Origin of the sequence: Micrococcus sp. KRD026, assembly GCF_017168445.1 — a bacterium.
Lineage (GTDB): Bacteria > Actinomycetota > Actinomycetes > Actinomycetales > Micrococcaceae > Micrococcus > Micrococcus luteus.
The window spans coordinates 1-1,506 of record NZ_JABFBA010000035.1 but is presented as its reverse complement, the minus strand read 5'-3'; the positions used below and the strand labels follow the sequence as shown (position 1 = coordinate 1,506).

Genomic DNA, 1,506 nt, shown 5'->3' with positions numbered 1-1,506 from the left:
GATCCTGTGGCCGTTCCTCGTCTGGATGGTCGTGCTGGCGCTGGCCACGGGCAGGCCCGGGTCCCTGCTGTCCGGCGAGTTCTGGCGCGGTGGCGCGTGGCACCTGTGGTTCCTGTGGGTGCTCATGCTCTGCTATCTCATCGGCCCGGTGATCCGCCGTGTCCCGGCGCTGGTGGTCGCGGCCGTCCTCTTCGTGCTGCTCCTGGAGTTCGTCAGCGGCCCCCGCGACTGGGTGCGTCCCCTGTACTGGGGTGTGTACTTCTTCCTCGGTGCCGCGTCCGCGCGACTGCTCCCCCGGATCCGCACGGCGCCGGCCGCCCTGGGTGTGATCGCGGTGATCCTGATGGTGCTCACCGTGACGGCCACGCGCACCGGCGCGCTCGTGGTGGCGGAGCGCCAGCCCTGGTCCGTGTTCGCTGCTCTGCCGGGGATCCTCGTGGTGCTGTGGCTCGGCCCGCGCCTGCCCCGTCTGCCGTTCCTCGAGTTCTGCGGCCGCCGCTCGATGGTCCTCTACGTCGCCCACATGCCGGTGCTGATCCTGGCGGTGGCGGCCTTCCGCGACCTCGCCGCGGTCCGCCCGGTCGACTTCTACGTGGCCATCGCGTCGTTCACGTTCCTCGTCCCGCTCGCCCTCGCGCTCGGCTACCGACGGGTGCGCTGGCTCTTCGAGTTCCCGACGGCGGGACGCGGCCGGGAGCGGCCACGCACCCGGGCAGCGGTCCCGGAGGCGGCCGACGCCGTGCCGGCGCAGACCGCCGAGCCCGCCCCGACGACGGCGCCCCTGCCGGTCGTCGAGCCGGCGTCCGAGCCGCAGTCCACCGCGGGGCCGGCCCCGGCCACCGAGCCGGCGTCCGACGCACCCGCCCAGGTCCCCCGCCCGCGGCCTCGCCACGCGGACTGAGCCGCCCCGGACTCGCCCCCACCCGCACTTTCGAACGTGATGTGGGGCCTATCTCGCGTTCGAAAGTCCCCAAGACCCCGATTCCACGTTCGAAAACCGGCGGGAATCGAACGGCCCGCTATGGTCTTCTGGGCGTTCCGCGCGATGTGGCGGCGGAGCCTCCTTCCCCTGCCCCGCCACGTCACCCCGGAGCCGCCATGTCCACCACGCCGACCCCGCCCATGTCCCACGGGTCCACCCCCAGCCGGATGACCTGGATGGACGCGATGCGCGGATTCGCCGTGCTGCTGGTGATGTTCACCCACACCTACACGATGCCGCAGGGCCTCGACGCGACCTTCAGCTCCGTGGCGTTCGCGAACGTGGTGCAGGTGTTCCAGTCGTGGCGGATGCCGATGCTCGTGTTCCTGTCCGGCGTCCTGCTGCCCCGCTCCGTGTCCAAGCCGCTGGGCACGTACTACCGCGGCAAGGCGGAGCGGATCCTGTGGCCGTTCCTCGTCTGGATGGTCGTGCTGGCGCTGGCCACGGGCAGGCCCGGGTCCCTGCTGTCCGGCGAGTTCTGGCGCGGTGGCGCGTGGCACCTGTGGTTCCTGTGGGTGCTCATG

The 1,506-nt window shown here is 72.1% G+C and carries 2 protein-coding genes; both read left to right on the top strand.

The window, feature by feature from the left end:
- A partial coding sequence (locus tag J1M40_RS11770; RefSeq protein ID WP_206450808.1) for an acyltransferase occupies window positions 1–901 on the top strand: 901 nt, incomplete at its 5' end.
- A gap of 197 nt (window positions 902–1,098) precedes the next feature.
- Window positions 1,099–1,506 (top strand): acyltransferase (locus tag J1M40_RS11765; RefSeq protein ID WP_206450807.1); only part of this gene is annotated, 408 nt, incomplete at its 3' end.